The organism is Flavobacterium chuncheonense (assembly GCF_042686145.1).
Taxonomy (GTDB): Bacteria; Bacteroidota; Bacteroidia; order Flavobacteriales; family Flavobacteriaceae; genus Flavobacterium; species Flavobacterium chuncheonense.
In genome coordinates this window covers 300,668-317,564 of the sequence record NZ_JBHUPC010000010.1, presented here as the reverse complement: position 1 = coordinate 317,564, position 16,897 = coordinate 300,668, and the positions used below count along the sequence as shown (strand labels likewise).

Here is a 16,897-nt window from a genome sequence, read left to right as displayed (position 1 = left end):
GCACGACTTAAAAAAAAGCCCAAAATAGTAAATCTATTTTGGGCTTTTTTTGTTGCAATGTTTTATTTAGTTTGTGTTGGTTACTTCATTATTGCGAATAAAATACCTGCAAGACTTGTTAAAACGCTTCCAATTGTTACGACTTCAGTTGTAGTTAGTTTCTTTTGTTCTGGTTTTTCAGGTACAATAATTATACTTCCTGGTTGTGGTTCAGGGTAAAACCTGAAGAACAAGAAATTTCCAATTGTGCTAGCTGAACCGTTAGGATGAACAATATAAGATCTTTTTAACCAACCCTTATCGGATATGTTTCCAGCATTTTTTAGATAATATTTCAATTTTTTACCCTTATTATAAGGCACTTCAGTTTCAAACATTACATTGCCAGTAACATGAACTGTTTGCATTCTTCTAGGAATAATAATGTTGTCACCTTGTTGGATGACAATATTTTCCGAAGTATTTTTATCTTTATTTATTTCAGCCCAATTTATTGGTATATTGATGTTGTTTCTTCTGATTTTAATACTACTAGGATCAGCTTCATCGGTTAATCCGCCTGCTCTTTTAATAAAGTTAAAAATACGTTCTTCTTTACTAACAATTGCATAGTTTCCAGAATATAATACTTCACCTGTAACTGTTGCCATTTGAGGGACTTCATAGGAAACTATCTTTCTAACAACGACTCTATCATTGGCTTGAAGCATAAATGATATAAGGTTTTCAAAAGAATCTGAATCTTGAGTTATAGTAAATGATTGTATCTTTTCACTATCATTAGGATTGAATTGATCACTTTTTTTTGTTCTAAATATTTGGATAACATTTGAGGCCTTGTCTGTTAAGTATTGGGCTTCTAAAAGTAAATCATATAAGGACATACCTTGTATGAAATCGTAATTGCCAGGTTGTCGAACTTCACCATCAATCGAAACTTTGTAGGTGTCTAATAATTCTTGATTGTAAAAAATTGTGATAACATCTTCTTTTTGAAGAACCTTGTTTTCATCTTCGTTTCCGTTTAAAGCAGCTTCTAAATTTATGCTTATGTATTCTTTAGTTAAATCACTTTTTTCTCTAATTAAAGAGGCTTTTTTTAGAAATACATTCTCTTTTAAACCATCGGCTTTTTCAATCAAATCTTTAATTGTAAGTGTTTCGTTATCTTTTAAGCTATAATTACCAGGACGATACACGGCTCCTTTAATTTGAACCCTGTTTTTATAGCGATTTAAGATTTTGTCTACATTGATTACATCGCCCGCCTTTGGATTATAGTTAGAATAATTTGTTTCATTCAAATCAGTAATTTCTAATTCAGAATTACTTTTTTTATAAACTATAATTCTGTTTTTGTAAGCATTTTCGGTAAAACCTGAGGCGTATTGTAAGATTTGTTCTAAGTTTTCGTTTGGTAAAACTTCAAAAATTCCAGGACGTTTAACTTCGCCTTCTAGTGTGATACGAGAATCATAGCTAGGAATGCGAATGATGTCATTATCTTGTAAAACGATGTTGTCACTTTGGTCTCCTTTTGCTAAAAATTGGTATAAATCTATTTGCTTTAAAATTGAATTGTTTCTGATAAGTTCAATTTTACGATAACTTCCTATTTCGTTTGGTCCACCTGCAACATGTAAAGCGTTGTAAATTGTACTCATAGAACTCAATCTGTAATTTCCAGGTTGTTGAGCACCAATAATAGTTACTGTTATACTTCTATAATTAGCAATTGAAACAGCAATTTTGCTGCTTCCATTTTTTAAAGTTGTAAAAATTGTGGAGATTTTACTATTCAATTTGGTTTTTGCAGCATCAAAAGTTAATCCACTTAAGTTAACATCGCCTACATTAGGTATTGTAAGCGTTCCATTTTTGTTTATTTTACCACTATAATTAAATTGTTGTACGCCAAAAACTGCTATTTCAACAGTATCATTTGGGCCTAAAATATAGTTATTGGGAGTTGGCATGTTTTGATTTGGTTCAAAACTTAAGCTCTTGGAGTTAAAAAGTTCAGCGCCGAAAACCTGTTTGTTAACATTTTCAATTTCAATTTCATTTTGTAAATTGTCTTGTGGACTGTCTTGCTGATTTGTGATCTGTTCTTCCTCTGAGTATTGAGTAGTTGCAGTTTCACTTTCTAAGGGTAAATTTTGAAGCCTTGATTTTAATTTGTTGAACTCCTCTTCTTGCATTCCTTTCGAGATTGCTAGAGCTTGAGCTTGTTCAAGTGTTATTTGCTTGTTGTTAAGTTCGGTTTTAAATTGTCTTAATTGTTTGTCATTAATTTGATCCGAAGTAAGTAGGCTTAAGTCTTTTTCATTGAATAGACTTTGTGAGAATCCACTAAAGGAGAAACAAATTATAATGAAAAGTAATTGTAATATTTTCATGCGAGTAAATAATTAAGACGCAAATATAATTGGAATTGTTGGATTAAAAAAAACCTTACGGTTTGATGTTTTTTCAAAAAAAGCAATCGGGGTAATTGTTTAAAGTAGAGGTTAAATTTGTGTTGCTTTTGGATTATTATGGTAGTGAATGTTTTTTTTAGTCTTAATCTTGTCAAAATTCAAGATTGTAATTTGTGATTTTGTAATAAAAAACAAGTATTTTTGCCTCATCTCCTTTATAACGGAATGTAGGTTATTTTTAAAAAAAGGAGGGATTATTCTTTAATTTAGTTTTATGATAGAAGAAAAAGAAGAACTTACTTTTAAGACAATGATAATTTTGATCCTAGAGTGGTATCATTATTTGAAGAGTAAATGGAAAGTGCTTTTTATAGCTGGTTGTTTAGGCGGTGTATTAGGATTAGTATATTCAGTATTAAAAAAGCCAGTGTATGTTGCAACGTTGACTTATGTGGTTGAAGACGCCAAGTCTTCGGGCGGAGGTTTAGGGGTATTAGCGAGTTCTTTCGGTTTTAATGTTGGAGGTGGAGGTCCCGCAGGAGTTTTTTCAGGTAATAACCTAATGGATTTTTTCAAATCACGTTCAATGGTTGAGCGTACGTTATTGTCACCTGTTCAGAGTAATGGAAAGACTATTTCATTAGCAGAGATGTATATTGATAATATGGGGTGGAAAGAAGATGATAAATTGAGTAAGATTATATTCAACCCGGGTAGTAAGAGGGAAGGGTTTACAAGGGCTCAAGATAGTATACTAGGAGTTATTTATAATAAAATAATCAAAGAGTCGCTTTCTGTTGAGCAAAAAGATTTAAAAACGGGTATTGGAACGATTACTTTTGTGGATGCGAATGAATCTTTTGCTAAGTATTTTACAGATAATTTGGTGAATACGGTTACAGAATTTTACATTGAAACACAAAGTAAAAAAGCAAGAGAAAATGTTGAAATTTTAGAGAGACAAACGGACTCTGTTAGGAATGAATTAAATAATGCAATAAAAGGAGTTGCCGTAGCAAATGACAATGTTTATGGATTGAATCCTGCATTAAATGTTAATAGGGTGCCTTCTGCCCGACGTCAAGTAGATGTGCAAGCCAATACAGCAATTTTAACAGAGATTGTAAAACAGTTAGAATTAGCAAGAGTTACTTTACGCAAAGAAACACCTTTAATTCAAATAATTGATGAACCAATTTTACCTTTGAAGATAGAACGTTTGGGTAAATTAAAAGGAATCGTTGTGGGTGGCTTTTTATTTGGATTTTTTACGCTTATATTTTTAATATTAAGAAAAGTATTCAAAGATTTACTAGTTTAAAATTAGCATTTAAAGCTGAGAAATTTTTTTAAAAATTAGAAAATAGATTTATTTAAGAATAGCATATATAGATATTTAATATACAAATGACAAATACTAAAGAAACTGCAACTATTCTAGCAGATGAAATTATTATAGGGGAAGGTACTATAATTGAACCAACGGTTGTAATACGAGGAATTAATGGTAATGCTAAGCGTATTGTAATTGGTGATAATTGCTATATAGGTCATAATGTTCAAATAATTTGTGATGATTTTGAAATAGGTGATTACAGTAAAATTCAGCACGACTGTAATATACATGGTTATAAGCCTTGTAAAATAGGTCATAATTTATGGATGGGACAGTTTTCAATTATAGATTCTATTGGTGGTTGCACAATTGGTGATAACTGCGGTGTAGGAGCTCATTCTCAATTATGGAGTCATATTAAGTATGGTGATACATTGGAAGGTTGTAGGTTTTTAATGGAGAAACCATTAAATGTTGGTAATGATGTCTGGTTTGTAGGGCATTGTATTGTTTCTCCAGTAAATGTGCAAGATAAGGCAATGGCTATGGTAGGATCTGTTATTACAAAAGATATGGAATATAATACCATTTATGCAGGATCACCTGCTAAATCAATCTCAGATAAGGTGGGGTATCAATTCAATAATGTTTCTATCGATGAGAAGTATGATAAAATGTTAGAGTATTTAAAGGAATGGAACGGTGATAAAGATTCAATTAAGATAATTAAAGATGTGTCAGAAATTGATTTAGCCGATGAAAAAGTTACTTATTTTAATGTAAGTGAAAGAACATATACGAAGAGGAAATCTGCCGCGGAAATAAGTTTTATGAAGTTTTTATTGCCTGCAAAAGGTAAATTTACCCCATCTAAAAATTAATTATGAATATACCGTTTAATAAGCCATATTTAACAGGAAAGGAATCTCATTATTTGTACGATGCAGTAAGTACAGGTAAATTGTCAGGTAATGGGAAGTATACACAGTTGTGTCAAAGTCATTTAGAAAATACTTACGGTTTTGAAAAGTGTTTGTTAACGACATCTTGTACAGATGCTTTAGAAATGGCTGCAATTTTAATAAATATAGAACCAGGTGATGAAGTTATTATGCCTTCTTATACTTTTGTGTCTACAGCTAATGCATTTGTTTTGAGGGGTGCTAAGATTGTTTTTGCAGATAGTAGATCGGATCATCCAGGTTTTGATGAAGCAACTTTAGAAAATTTAATAACGGATAAGACTAAAGCTATTGTACCAGTACATTATGCAGGGGTGGCTTGCGATATGGATTGTATAATGAAAATTGCAGATAAGCATAATTTATTTGTAATTGAAGATGCTGCTCAAGCAATTGATAGCTATTATGTGTTCAAAGATGGCAGTAAGAAAGCTTTGGGAAGTATTGGACATTTGGCTGCTTTTTCCTTCCATGAAACAAAAAATATAATTGCAGGTGAAGGGGGAATGTTGGTTGTAAACGATAATCAATTTGCAAAAAGAGCAGAGATTATTTGGGAAAAAGGAACCAATCGTTCTGCATTTTTTAGAGGAGAAGTAGATAAGTACGGATGGGTTGATGTAGGATCTTCTTTTTTACCTTCGGAATTGATTTCAAGTTTTTTATGGGCTCAGATTGAAAATATACAAAGTATACAGAATAAAAGAAAAGTATTGTGGGACCTGTATTACAAGTTACTTCAGGTTTGGGCAAATGATAATGAAATAAAAATGCCATTTGTTCCAAATTTTGCTACCAATAATGCTCATATGTTTTATTTAATCTGTAAAAATGTAAAACAACGTACAGTTATAATAGATACACTAAGGAGTGCAAATGTACATGCTGTTTTCCATTATTTAAGTTTACATAAAAGTCCTTTTTATTCCGACAAGCATGATGGAAGAGACTTGCCATATACCGATAATTATTCAGAGTGTTTAGTGCGTTTACCTTTGTTTTATGAATTATCTACAGAAGAGATATATCACATAGTGAAGGTTTTGTTAAATTGCAAATTTGATGGATAAACCTGTTAAAATTGTTCATGTTGCTAGTGATGAAAAATTTATAAATAGTGCGTTTGCCCAATTTGAAGCAGTTTATAAAGGAGCTAATTTCTTTTATTTAATTGTTGATGATATTACAGCACCGTTAAAATACGTAAATCCAAATAATCAAATTTTCTTAGAAACTAATGCTGTTGCCAATCTAAAAAAGTTACATGAAAAATTCAAAGATGCAACATTGATATGCTTTCACAGTTTAAATTATTTTAATAGTATTGTTTTAAATCATACCCCTTCATATTATAAAACGTTATGTATGTTTTGGGGACTTGAATTTTACAATAATCCTATTTTTTTCAATCAACAGGATGTTTTAGGAATACAAACCTTTGGTGCATATTTTAAGAAAGACTTACAGGAGAAATTATTAACCAGTTTTAAAGATGTTTTCAGACAGTTAAAATACCGTCTCATAGATGGTACGAATAGCCCTCATACGGAAGTTGCGAAAGCCATACGGAAGGTTGATTTTTGCGGTGCGTTATACGAAGAAGAGCATGAACTCATGAAGATAAAAGCAAGTGTGAATTTTGATTTTTTTAAATTCACTTATTATCCTCTTGAATTAATGATTGGAGAAAATTCTGATTGGGTAACGGGGACTGATATTATGCTAGGAAATTCTGCAAGTTATTCAAACAATCATTTAGAAGCATTTGAATTACTCAACAAATTTAATTTGGAAAATAGAAAAGTAGTTTTGCCTTTAAGTTATGGGAACCAAAGTTATAAAGAGGATATCCTCAAAAAAGGAGAGACTGCATTAAGAGATCATTTTGAACCTTTAACTACTTTTCTGGGTTTACAGGAATATAATAATTATCTAAAACGTTGTGGTATTGTAATAATGAACCATTATCGCCAGCAAGCTTTTGGTAACATTGTGGTGATGTTATTTATGGGAGCTAAGTTGTATTTAAATGAAAACAATACAATTTATAGGTTTTTAAAAAGAATGGGTATACACGTTTATTCTATTTCTGATGATTTTAATGCAGATAATATTAATGCTTTAGAAGTGTTAGACAATGATAAAAGGATTCATAATAGAGAAGTTTTAAAAAGTTTGTTGTCAAGAAACTTGTTGGAAGATGCACTAGTTAAACAATTAGAGAAAATACAATGTCGATAGAGAAGCAAGTTAAAAAAGGAGTAAAGTGGACGACTATTAGCACAATAGTATTGGCTCTTGTTGCGGTATTGAAAGTTTCTATTTTAACTCGTTATCTTGATAGAGCAGATTTTGGATTAATGGCTTTGGTGACTTTTGTAATGGGGTTTATGGAGCTGTTTAATGATATGGGGTTGACCTCTGCAATATTACATAAACAGGATATTACAAAACAACAATATGCAAGTCTTTATTGGATAAATTGGCTGGCTAGTGGGGTTATGTATGGGATAGTAGTAGCGTTAGCACCTTTCGTTGCTTCTTTTTATAATCAAGAAGTTTTATATGATTTAATTGTACTTATAGGGGTTAATCTTTTGTTATCAGGAATCGGGAGACAATTCAAAACAATTGAGCAAAAAAAATTACAATTTAATATAATTAGTTCAATTGATATTGGAGCAGCATGTTTGTCATTAGTTACGGCTATTTTATTAGCGGTTAAGGGGTTTGGAGTGTATGCCTTGGTGTATTCCCTTTTACTGCAATCATTTTGTTCTAATCTTTGCTATTTATTTATTGGATTAAAAAAGTATGGTTTACTTTTTCACTTTAAGTTTTCAGATACACGTTCATTTTTGAGAATTGGAATGTATCAAGTAGGAGGGCAAGTAGTAAATTATTTTAATAGGGATTTGGATATTTTAATTATTGGAAAATTCTTCTCTACGGATGTTTTAGGTCTTTACAGTTTGGCAAAACAATTAGTTTTTAGACCAGTTCAAATAATTAACCCTATTCTTGTTAAAGTTGCAACACCAACTTTAGCTTTGTATCAATCAAATGCAGATGAGCTCAAAAAAAATTATTTAAAGTTGATTAATATAGTAGCCTCAATTAATATTCCTGTGTATTTTGGTTTATTAGTATTTGCTCAAATAGTAGTTAATGTGTTTTATGGAGACGGTTTTGAAGATGCTGTTGTTTTAGTAAGAATATTGTCTGTTTATATGATGTTAAGATCTTTAGGTAACCCTATTGGTAGTTTAGTTGTTGCCAAAGGGCGTACAGATTTGGAATTTTTCTGGAACATATTTACGTTGATAATAACTCCTGGTTTTATTTTTGTTGGTTCATTGATAAGTATTGAATGGGTTGCGGTTGCTGTAATGTTATCAATGTTTTTTTTGTATTATCCTTCTTGGAGGTTGTTAGTGTATAAACTCACAGGTGCATCATTTAGAGAATATTTCGTTGCTTGTTTCAGACTTAATTTTAATTTTTTAAAATTATAGGAAAGTAGAAAATGAATATAGCGAATTTTATATTTTATGTTGTGATTTTTTTTGGCTTTTTTTTGCCAACAAATAATTCATTGGTAATACCTTTACCTGGGGTGCAACTAGAATTGAATGAGTTTGCTTTTCTATTATTACCATTTATAAATCTATTTTGCACTTCACCATATAAAAAATATAGAGTAAACGATTCAGTTAAAGCAATTATTATTCTTTATTTAGGGGTTGTTTTTTTCACAGAATTTTTTATTAAACCTTTTGTGTTTTCACAATCATTAATGGATTCCTTTAAAGCTTTTCGATTGGGAATACCACTATATTCGTCTTTGATTCTCTTATTATTTGGTATTAAGGCTGATGTTAAAAAAGTTTGGATGGTGTTATTAAGTGCAATTGGAGCCTCCGTTTTAATTTCGCTATTATCTCTTTTTGTTTCAATACCCATTTATAATACGGAAGGTCAAGACGTATTAACGGCAATGAAAGGACGCTTAATGAATTCTAATGCTTCATTTGGGGCCATTGGCCTTTTTCTTTTATTTGTGCCTAAAAGCTTATGGTATGCTAATGGACCTCTGGTAAAATGGGTGTCGTTTTTAGGTATTATTAGCTTATTAATGACTTTTAATAGGACATTTATGGCGCTTTTAGTTATTCAACTGTTGTATTTGGGATTGAAAAATTTTTCTTTTAAATTGGTTTTAAAAGCTTTTGCAACTTTCTTTGCTTTCATAACAGTTGGTATATATGTTTACCATACGTCTGAAAGTATTCAAAAACAGTTGGACAAGCGTATTTTAACAATAATCTTTCAGGAAAAATCAATCGTAGAGTCTACAGTTTCAAATAATAGAGATGTTATTTATCAAGGTGTTGAAAATAGGATAAATGAAGGGTTTTGGCTTATTGGATTGCCTTATAAAAAAGCAGTTTTTGAATATTATACCTATACAAACGAGCTTTACAAAGGTTTTAAAACAGATATTAGTTACGTTAATGTGTTATTGCGTTACGGAATTACAGCCTTCTTGCTTTTTTTATTTTTATTTTTTCTGTTTTACAAATTCAAATATGTACCTCCAATACTGTTATTTGTTTATATGGCAGCTGCGCTCAACACTGACGCACTTTTTAATCAGAATAGTATTTTTTTTATAATTGTTTTTATAATAATATTAGGAACTAAGTCTGATTTAGTTTTTAAGACACCTACAAAAAGAGAAAATTATGGATAAAATATTAGTGATTACTTCAATACTTCCTATTGCAGAATTAGAGCATAAAAAGAATGAAAATGACATTTTGCTGGTAACCGAAAATCAGTTAATGAGTCGGGATAAGAGTTTAAAGTTTGAATATCTATTTTTTTTTCCAAAGGCGAATATTGTTTTAGCTCAATTTTCTAGGAAATGGAAAGCGTATTTTAAATTAGGTCAGAATGAAACATCCTTAACACAAGGAAAAATAATACAGTTATTACCTGTTTTATTATTGCCTAAAAAAGTGTTCTTTAGAAATCTTTTAATCCAGATTAGTTTATTTCGAAAGCGTAAAGTAATTAAGGGGATTATGGAAACTTTTCAACCAACAATTATTCATGCACAATGTGCAGATACTAGTGCATTTATAGCAAAAAAAATAAGTGAAAAATACAAGATTCCATATGTAGTTACTTTGCGAGGTATCAATCAGTTCACAGATAAAAAAACTGTAGAAAATATTGAGGCTGCAGCAAATATAGTAGCAATTAGTCCAAAACAACTTATTGATGCGAAGGAACTGACGAATAAAAAAGTTCATTTTATTCCGCATGGGATACACGATTCTTTTTTTCAGTATACCCAAAGGCTTCGTAGTGAGAATGAGAAACTTCGTTTGATAACAGTTTCTAGATTAATTGCACTGAAAAATATTGATAAAGTCATTAAAAGTTTACAGAATTTTAAAAAGGATTTTGTTTTTGATATTTTTGGAGAGGGACCTGAAAAAGAGGCCTTGCAAAAACTAATCTTTGACTTGGGAATGGAAGGTAAAGTTAATTTGAAAGGGAAAATTTTAAATGAAAAATTACCAACACTATTTAATAGTTATGATTTATTTGTAATGCCAAGCTATCCAGAAACTTTGGGTAGGGTATACTTCGAAGCGATGGGTTGTGGATTACCGGTAATTGCAACAAAAGGAACAGGTATTGATGGGTTGATTTCCAATGGAGTCCAAGGGTTTTTAGTAGATGTTCATGACGAGAAGCTATTTTCAGAGAGTTTTAATAGCATTTTACAGCAACTATACAATAATCAACAACTGCAAACAGAGATGTCTAAAGCAGCGCATGAGTTTGCAAGAACATTTTCATGGGATGAAATTGTACCCAAGTATTTAGCATTGTATAAAAATGAATAAAAAGATATTTCTCTTTCTATGGTTGCTTTTTTGGGCACCGGTCCTTTTGGCAACCAATTATCCAAATACATTCGTTACGAATGTTGATGCTTTATTGTCAAATAAGGTCGGTATTTTAAATGGAAATCCAGTTTTATTGAAAGCAAAAGCACAATTGATTGCTGAAGTAGAAAAAATTTTAGAGAAAAATGAGCGATATTCAGTATGCTATGATAAGGAAGTGCCTTTCAAAGGGAGTATTCATGATTATTACAGCTTGTCACGATACGCTTGGCCCAATCCTGAAACTGAAACAGGATTACCATATGTGGGAAGAGATGGTGAGGTAAATCCTGAAATTTATTCTTTGCAAGATAGTTATATGCTGGGTTCCGTCTGTAATGAAGTATATAAATTGGGATTAGCGTATTTTTATACAGAAGATGAGAGATATGTGAACTGGATCAAAGAATTGATTAAAGTTTTCTTTATAGAGGAGGCAACCCGAATGAATCCTAATTTTGAATATGCGCAAGTTGTAAAAGGGAAAACAAATACAGGAGGGGCTACTATTGGAGCTTTTCCTTTAGTGTATTTAATTGACGGAATCCAATTGGTTCAAACTTCAAAAAACTGGGAGATGACCAATCAGGATGAAATAGAAAAGTGGTTTGAAGCTTTTTTTGATTGGATGCTAAACAGTGAAAAAGGTAAAAATCAGGGTAGGGCACCAAATAATATTGGGACATATTACACAGTCCAAGTATCTACGTATGCATTGTTTTTAAAAAAATATGATATCGCAAAAGATATTTTATTAAATCAAGGTAAACATAGAGTTGATGAACAGATAAATGAATTTGGTGAACTTTCTTTTGAACTAAAAAGAGGAAACCCTTTTGAATATGTTAAATTTGCAGTAACAAGTTTCGATTTATTAATGAATTTAAGTTCGGTCTTAGGTGTTGATTTAATAAAATACAAGAATAGTAAAGGTACTGGTGTTTTAGATGTTCATTATTGGTTGTTGCCTTATGCTCTGGGTGATAAAAAATGGGATTACAGCAAAGAAAAAGTTTCTAAAAATCAAATAGCAATTGTTTTATTGCGCAGCAATTTATGCGAATGTTCGAAGTATTTTTATGAGCAAATGGGAGACTTATCTTGTCAAGTGATTTTAACACAACTTTTTTTTAAGATTTGAAAGGTACAATTTAATAAGCGATGAAGGTTTTACATATAACTAATGATTTTTCGGGCTCCAAAGTATACCAGAAATTAATGGGCGAATTGGACAGCTTAGGAATTCCACAAATTATTTACAACCCAATTCGGGAAGTTAGCAGAATTGGGAAAAATAAAATAGAATTAAAAGAAGAACATTCAGAGATAATATATAGTCTTATTTTGAATAAGTACTCTGATAGAGTTTTTTATAAGAGAAAAATACGCAAAATAGTAAATGATTTAGAAGATAAAATTGATTTACAAAAGGTGACCTCTATTCACGCACATACATGGTTTAGTGATGGAGGCGCTGCATATGAATTATACAAGAAACATAAAATTCCCTATATAATAACAGTAAGGAATACAGATTTAAATTTGTTTTTTAAGTATATGATTCATCTGCGATCCTATGGCATAGAAATTTTAAAAAATGCATCAAAAATTATATTTATTTCAGCAGTTTATAAAAAGCGCTTTTTCGAGACAATGAATCTTCAAAATGTATATTTTGATTTTGAAAATAAATCAATTGTTATACCGAACGGAGTTGATAATTTTTGGATTCAAAATTTACAAGAAACTAAAAAGGAGTTAAATTTTCCTGTTGAATTGGTTTATGTAGGAAGTTTTACAAAAAATAAAAATGTTTTACGATTAATAGAAGCAGTAAGCGTGCTTAATAAATTTGAGATAAAATACCATTTGACATTGATTGGGGAAGGAGGCAAACATGAAAAAAAAGTGAAGCGGCAGTTGATGAATAAATCGTATGTTAAGTTTTTAGGGAAGATTGATGATAAAGCTCAGTTGTCTCAAATATTTAAAAAGTCTCATATTTTTACAATGCCTTCACATACAGAAACTTTTGGATTAGTTTATATAGAAGCTATCTCACAAGGCTTACCTATTGTTTTTACTAGAAATGAAGGGATAGATGGATTTTATGATAATATGAAAATCGGGGAAGCGGTCAATAGCCAAAAATTAGATAGTATAGTCAACGCAATTGAAAAAATTAAGACGGATTATGCTACTTATAATTTTATTGGAAATGAGATACTTAAAAATCATGATTGGGCTAAAATTGCCAAAAAATATGAAGAGTTTTACAAAATTAATTAAATGAAAAAAATATTATATCTCCATCAATATTTTAAGTTTCCTAATGAAAATGGAGGAACGCGTTCCTATGATTTGTCGCATTCTTTTATAAAAAAGGATTATCAAGTTGAAGTGATAACAACTACAGCTGATGTAAAGTATAAAGAGAATAAATGGACAAAGGTTGAAAAAGATGGTATTATTGTGCATTATTTGTATTTACCATATAACAATACTATGGGGGTTATGCAACGTATTATGGTCTTTTTAAAATTTTTATATTTTGCAACATTTAAATTATTAAAACTTGAAGGAGACATTGTATTGGCAACTTCAACGCCTTTAACTATTGGGATACCAGCGCTATTGAAAAAAGCGCATAGTAAAACGCCTTATATTTTTGAGGTTAGGGATGTATGGCCAGAAGCAGTTATAGCGATCGGTGTTATTAAGAATAAAGTACTCCAAAAAGTACTTTATGCATTAGAAAGTAAAATTTATAAGCATGCGTCAACTATAGTTCCACTTTCAACAGATATGCAACATTCGATTGTTCGACGTTATCCTCAATTTGAAAATAAAACAGATGTAGTAATTGAGAACATTGCAGAAATTAATCGATTTCAAAATAACAATAATACTATAAATATTGAAGCAATAATTGGTTTTAATCCTAGTTTCTCTGTGCTATACGCGGGCACTTTTGGAAAAGTAAATGGGGTAAATAAATTTATTGAATTAGCCGAAAGAACTTTAGTTTTGGATCCTAAATTAGTTTTTATTCTGATAGGGTCTGGAGCTGAAAAAGAATCAATTAAAGAGCTAGCTTTACGCAATAAGGTTTTAAATAAAAATGTTTTTATATTAGATTCTATTTCAAAAAGTGAGTTACCAGCATGGTATAATGCAGTATCTATGGGGGCTTCTTTTGTAGTTGATATACCAGAGCTTTGGGCAAATTCAGCAAATAAGTTTTTTGATACTTTAGCAGCTTCCAAACCAATCCTAATTAATCATGAAGGATGGCAGGCTGATGCAATACGATCTCGTAATATTGGATATGTTTTACCATTTAATATTACAGAAAAAACAGCAAAAGATTTTGTTGAGTATACACTTAATAAAGAATTAATTGAAGTGCAAAAGAAAAATTCCTTGTATTTGGCAAAAGAAAAATTTTCTTTAGAAAAAGCGACAGAAAGTTATTTAAAAATATTGGAAAAGAACATTGCTTATGTATAAAAATTATATTAAAAGGCTGTTCGATTTTATTTTAGCCCTATTCGGTTTTGTAGTTCTACTGCCTGTTTTTATTATCGTAACAATAGGTTTATTTTTTGCTAATCAGGGTAAACCTTTCTTTTTTCAAATACGTCCAGGATTAAACGAACAGCTGTTTAAAATTATCAAGTTTAAAACCATGAACGACAAAAAAGATGAAAAGGGAAACTTACTGCCAGATGCAGACCGATTAACAGCGATAGGTGCTTTCGTTCGAAAAACATCCTTAGACGAAATTCCACAGTTATTAAACGTCATTAAAGGGGATATGAGTTTAATTGGACCGCGTCCCTTATTACCACAATACTTACCGTTGTACAACGATTTTCAAAAAAGAAGGCATAAAGTACGCCCCGGAATTACAGGTTGGGCACAAGTAAACGGGCGTAATGCCATTTCGTGGAATCAAAAGTTTGAATTCGATGTGTGGTACGTAGAGAATTTCAGTTTTTTATTGGACATAAAAGTGCTAGTGTTAACCATCAAAAAAGTATTTGTCCGCGAAGGTATAGCTCAAGAAGGACAAGCAACCGCAGAAGCGTTTAAAGGGAACAATTAAACATAGGCACTTTTTCCAAGAAACCCTTGAGGTATGGATATAAAATCCCTTTTTTGGTACTTTTTTGGGCATTGAAAATCGAAGATTCATGGATTCCTTAGGCAAAATAGAATCGAGACATAAAAAAGTAAAAGTATTAAGAAGTTATAACTCCCCAACCCTCCTCCAGGAGAGAATCCCTTCTACAATTACCAATTCAAAAACTTGTCCATCTCCTATAAAATCGTACTTTTGATTGCAATCGATAAAAAGGTTTTTTACCTTAAAAAATAAAAATAAAATGTATTTATTTGGAGCAAGTGGTCATGGAAAAGTGATAGCCGATGCTATTTTAAGCAATAAGAATGTAGCGATTTCAGCCTTTATTGACGATAATCCCAATACGAAAACGATACTAGAAATTCCAGTACTACATTCGGCCAGTATCCAACTGACATCAAACGACGATTGCGTATTGTGTATAGGAAATAACAAAATACGCAAAAACGTTGCAGAAAAACTAAAAACCAATTTTACGGAAGTATTCCACCCTAAAGCCGTTATTTCTAATTTTTCTACAATAGGGAAAGGTACCGTTGTAATGGCAGGAGCTGTGGTGAATCCAGAGGTTGTCATAGGAAAACATTGCATCATCAATACCAATGCTGTGGTAGAACACGACTGTTTTATTGAGGATTATGTGCACATATCACCAAATGCTGCTTTAGCAGGTAATGTAGTTGTAGGGGAGGGCTCTCACATAGGAATTGGAGCTTCTGTTATACAAGGTATTCGTATAGGGAAATGGGCTACAATTGGAGCAGGTGCAGTTGTAATAAACAACGTTCCAAATGGGGCAATGGTTGTGGGAAATCCGGGAAGGATTATAAAAATTGAAGGCAATCATGATTAAAAAATGTTCCGATCGAATATTGGCAATGGCAGTACTCTTAATTTTACTAGTACCATTATTGATGATTTGGATAATCAACTGTTGGAACATGCGTTCCAATGGATTGTTTTACCAAACCCGTATCGGTCAATACGGAAAACCTTTTACCATTTACAAATTACAGACCATACATCCTAAAAAGAGAACCATCTCAAAATGGGGGAGCTTTTTACGCGCAACCAAATGGGATGAAGTTCCCCAACTATTCAACATCCTCAAAGGAGAAATGAGTTTTGTAGGGCCTCGCCCCGATATTCCGGGATATGCAGATAGGTTGATAGGGGAAGATAGAATCATTTTACAATATAAACCAGGACTAACAGGTATCGCCAGTATCAAATACCGAGATGAAGAAGCACTTTTAGCTACAGTACAAAATCCTCTAGTGTATAACGATACCATAATATGGCCCGATAAAGTAAGAATCAATAAATGGTATGCACAACATCAAAGTGTGCTATTAGATTGTAAAATTTTATGGTGTACCTTTTGGCAAAGAGACTGGAAGGGATCTCCTATTAGTGATCAGTAATCAGTGTTCAGAGTTTAGTGATTAGTGATCAGCCCTTCGAAAAGACCGAAACTTCGTTTCTCCTCTTAATCTCAAATGCTCAGCCTTGGGGTTATTGTATTGTCCCCTTTGAGGGGACTTTAGGGGTGTAGCCATTTGTTGTATAAAAAACACCTCCCAAACCCTCCTCAAGGAGGGAATTCCTCGTACGACTAATTACTGACCACTGCTCACTGAATACTCGAAAATAGGTTTCTGATTTTTTTACGCAAGGCTTATACTGCGGAAAGGAGGGTTTTCAGTAGGCTTTTTTCTAGAATGGGAAACCTCTATTTAGCAGATTTTTATTCGCCTTTAACATCTGGCAGGCGAGCGTCTATCAGTTGCAGAAGCCGTTAAAAAGGCGCTGCTGTTTAACGACCAACGGGAGGAGTTCAGCGGGTTTAGGCTTCAAAACTTGATAAGACCGCCGAAGATGTAGAGGCTAGACTTTTTTGTTACTTTTTTTGGCAATGAAAAAAAGTAAATGAATTAAGAAATAACACCTCCCTAACCCTCCTCAAGGAGGGAATCGTCTTGTACAATTAATCAAAGACCAGCTATTACTGCTAACTACCTACTAGAATGCGAAACATCATGGAAAAGGAAAAGCCTTTCTTTGAGCTT

Annotated in this window: 14 protein-coding genes; 13 read left to right on the top strand and 1 reads right to left on the bottom strand. The window is 31.8% G+C overall.

The window, feature by feature from the left end:
- Window positions 1–80: 80 nt before the first annotated feature.
- Window positions 81–2,399 carry an SLBB domain-containing protein gene (locus ACFS5J_RS03350; protein ID WP_379810577.1) on the bottom strand — a complete coding sequence of 773 codons (2,319 nt, stop codon included), beginning with the start codon at window positions 2,397–2,399 and terminating at the stop codon, window positions 81–83.
- Between the two features lie 295 nt (window positions 2,400–2,694).
- Here ACFS5J_RS03350 and ACFS5J_RS03345 point away from each other — a divergent pair, with 295 nt between their 5' ends.
- The 13 genes from ACFS5J_RS03345 (at window position 2,695) to ACFS5J_RS03285 (ending at window position 16,252) form a co-directional block, all read left to right on the top strand.
- Entirely contained in the window at window positions 2,695–3,741 is a 1,047-nt protein-coding gene (locus ACFS5J_RS03345) for a lipopolysaccharide biosynthesis protein (protein WP_379810576.1), read from the top strand.
- Window positions 3,742–3,827: 86 nt separating this feature from the next.
- The gene (locus ACFS5J_RS03340; protein ID WP_379810575.1) at window positions 3,828–4,637 is read left to right on the top strand and encodes an acyltransferase; all 810 of its coding nucleotides are present in this window, start codon (window positions 3,828–3,830) and stop codon (window positions 4,635–4,637) included.
- Between the two features lie 2 nt (window positions 4,638–4,639).
- Window positions 4,640–5,788 (top strand): dTDP-4-amino-4,6-dideoxygalactose transaminase, encoded by a 1,149-nt coding sequence (rffA, locus tag ACFS5J_RS03335; protein WP_379810574.1) that lies wholly within the window; start codon window positions 4,640–4,642, stop codon window positions 5,786–5,788.
- On the top strand, window positions 5,781–6,959 hold the full coding sequence (locus ACFS5J_RS03330) for a TDP-N-acetylfucosamine:lipid II N-acetylfucosaminyltransferase (RefSeq protein WP_379810573.1): 1,179 nt from the start codon (window positions 5,781–5,783) through the stop codon (window positions 6,957–6,959). The genes rffA and ACFS5J_RS03330 overlap by 8 nt, the downstream gene beginning before the upstream one ends.
- The gene (locus ACFS5J_RS03325; protein ID WP_379810572.1) at window positions 6,950–8,233 is read left to right on the top strand and encodes an MOP flippase family protein; all 1,284 of its coding nucleotides are present in this window, start codon (window positions 6,950–6,952) and stop codon (window positions 8,231–8,233) included. The genes ACFS5J_RS03330 and ACFS5J_RS03325 overlap by 10 nt, the downstream gene beginning before the upstream one ends.
- 80 nt (window positions 8,234–8,313) lie before the next feature.
- Complete coding sequence (locus ACFS5J_RS03320) at window positions 8,314–9,471, top strand: hypothetical protein (protein WP_379810571.1); 1,158 nt, start codon at window positions 8,314–8,316, stop codon at window positions 9,469–9,471.
- Window positions 9,464–10,639: a glycosyltransferase gene (locus tag ACFS5J_RS03315; protein ID WP_379810570.1), complete on the top strand. Its 1,176-nt coding sequence runs from the start codon at window positions 9,464–9,466 to the stop codon at window positions 10,637–10,639. The genes ACFS5J_RS03320 and ACFS5J_RS03315 overlap by 8 nt, the downstream gene beginning before the upstream one ends.
- Window positions 10,632–11,822 (top strand): alginate lyase family protein, encoded by a 1,191-nt coding sequence (locus tag ACFS5J_RS03310; RefSeq protein WP_379810569.1) that lies wholly within the window; start codon window positions 10,632–10,634, stop codon window positions 11,820–11,822. Before ACFS5J_RS03315 ends, ACFS5J_RS03310 begins: the two co-directional genes overlap by 8 nt.
- A gap of 20 nt (window positions 11,823–11,842) precedes the next feature.
- The gene (locus ACFS5J_RS03305) at window positions 11,843–12,970 is read left to right on the top strand and encodes a glycosyltransferase family 4 protein (RefSeq protein WP_379810568.1); all 1,128 of its coding nucleotides are present in this window, start codon (window positions 11,843–11,845) and stop codon (window positions 12,968–12,970) included.
- Window positions 12,971–14,191, top strand: a complete 1,221-nt coding sequence (locus ACFS5J_RS03300) for a glycosyltransferase family 4 protein (RefSeq protein WP_379810566.1) — start codon at window positions 12,971–12,973, stop codon at window positions 14,189–14,191.
- Window positions 14,184–14,789, top strand: coding sequence for a sugar transferase (locus tag ACFS5J_RS03295; RefSeq protein ID WP_379810564.1), 606 nt, complete (start codon window positions 14,184–14,186; stop codon window positions 14,787–14,789). The genes ACFS5J_RS03300 and ACFS5J_RS03295 overlap by 8 nt, the downstream gene beginning before the upstream one ends.
- Before the next feature lie 280 nt (window positions 14,790–15,069).
- The gene (locus ACFS5J_RS03290) at window positions 15,070–15,681 is read left to right on the top strand and encodes an acetyltransferase (RefSeq protein ID WP_379810563.1); all 612 of its coding nucleotides are present in this window, start codon (window positions 15,070–15,072) and stop codon (window positions 15,679–15,681) included.
- On the top strand, window positions 15,674–16,252 hold the full coding sequence (locus ACFS5J_RS03285; protein WP_379810562.1) for a sugar transferase: 579 nt from the start codon (window positions 15,674–15,676) through the stop codon (window positions 16,250–16,252). The genes ACFS5J_RS03290 and ACFS5J_RS03285 overlap by 8 nt, the downstream gene beginning before the upstream one ends.
- The last annotated feature ends 645 nt before the right edge of the window (window positions 16,253–16,897 follow it).

Excerpts from the sequence above, each read along its gene's own strand:
- ACFS5J_RS03330 (WP_379810573.1), top strand. The coding sequence starts at position 5,781 with ATGGATAAACCTGTTAAAATTGTTCATGTTGCTAGTGATGAAAAATTT.
- ACFS5J_RS03295 (WP_379810564.1), top strand. The coding sequence starts at position 14,184 with ATGTATAAAAATTATATTAAAAGGCTGTTCGATTTTATTTTAGCCCTA.
- ACFS5J_RS03305 (WP_379810568.1), top strand. The coding sequence starts at position 11,843 with ATGAAGGTTTTACATATAACTAATGATTTTTCGGGCTCCAAAGTATAC.
- ACFS5J_RS03300 (WP_379810566.1), top strand. The coding sequence starts at position 12,971 with ATGAAAAAAATATTATATCTCCATCAATATTTTAAGTTTCCTAATGAA.
- ACFS5J_RS03345 (WP_379810576.1), top strand. The coding sequence starts at position 2,695 with ATGATAGAAGAAAAAGAAGAACTTACTTTTAAGACAATGATAATTTTG.
- ACFS5J_RS03350 (WP_379810577.1), bottom strand. The coding sequence starts at position 2,399 with ATGAAAATATTACAATTACTTTTCATTATAATTTGTTTCTCCTTTAGT.
- ACFS5J_RS03315 (WP_379810570.1), top strand. The coding sequence starts at position 9,464 with ATGGATAAAATATTAGTGATTACTTCAATACTTCCTATTGCAGAATTA.
- ACFS5J_RS03325 (WP_379810572.1), top strand. The coding sequence starts at position 6,950 with ATGTCGATAGAGAAGCAAGTTAAAAAAGGAGTAAAGTGGACGACTATT.
- ACFS5J_RS03340 (WP_379810575.1), top strand. The coding sequence starts at position 3,828 with ATGACAAATACTAAAGAAACTGCAACTATTCTAGCAGATGAAATTATT.
- ACFS5J_RS03310 (WP_379810569.1), top strand. The coding sequence starts at position 10,632 with ATGAATAAAAAGATATTTCTCTTTCTATGGTTGCTTTTTTGGGCACCG.
- ACFS5J_RS03285 (WP_379810562.1), top strand. The coding sequence starts at position 15,674 with ATGATTAAAAAATGTTCCGATCGAATATTGGCAATGGCAGTACTCTTA.
- rffA (WP_379810574.1), top strand. The coding sequence starts at position 4,640 with ATGAATATACCGTTTAATAAGCCATATTTAACAGGAAAGGAATCTCAT.
- ACFS5J_RS03290 (WP_379810563.1), top strand. The coding sequence starts at position 15,070 with ATGTATTTATTTGGAGCAAGTGGTCATGGAAAAGTGATAGCCGATGCT.